The organism is Synechococcus sp. R55.7, assembly GCF_047461955.1.
Classification (GTDB): domain Bacteria; phylum Cyanobacteriota; class Cyanobacteriia; order Thermostichales; family Thermostichaceae; genus Thermostichus.
Genome location: NZ_JANSIC010000490.1, coordinates 1 through 630, shown reverse-complemented (window position 1 = coordinate 630; position 630 = coordinate 1). Strand labels below are relative to the sequence as shown.

Here is a 630-nt window from a genome sequence, read left to right as displayed (position 1 = left end):
GTTGCAACAGTTCTCTGCATCTGCGCCGCGAACTGCGTGTGCCCTTACTGGCTTTGCGTTGAAGTACCGCCCTCAACCGCGAGTGATGGTCTCGGACTTTGTTCAACTGCTGTCCATTCCAGTTATCTCCTTCCGATGTATGAGCAATATCCGTCCTGCCCAAATCCACGCCCAGCACTCTATCCGTGCCTTGAGGTGGGGATGGCTCCGCTTCCACACAGATCTGAATAGAGTAGGAGCCGTCTTTACGCTTGACCAGAGTGGCAGATTTGGGATTGGAGCCCGCCAACTGTTCTCTCTGGTAGCGGCCAATCGCCAGCTCAAAGCGCTCTCGACCCCCAACCGTGGTCAGCGACACCGTCCAGTCTTTCTCGCGAAACGAAAAGATACGGGCATCGTAGGTCGCAAAGCCTCTCTTGAACGCTTTGACCGGGCGGTTTTTCTGTCGGGCAACCTTACGGGCGCCGGCCAGCCGTCTGCAGACCTGCTGAGCCAAGTTACTGGACAAGCCGAACCGGGCACGGATTTCGCGGTAGCACAGAGACTGAAGCTTAACGGCGTTGGCGACTTTCTCGGGTGTGTTTTGGTTGACCCAGTTCAAGGCTTGGCCGAAAGCAGCCAAGGTCGCGT

The 630-nt window shown here is 56.8% G+C and carries 1 pseudogene; it reads right to left on the bottom strand.

Going from position 1 to position 630, the window contains the following annotated elements:
* Nucleotides 1–630: pseudogene (locus NW820_RS13305) on the bottom strand (RNA-guided endonuclease TnpB family protein); the annotation flags it as partial.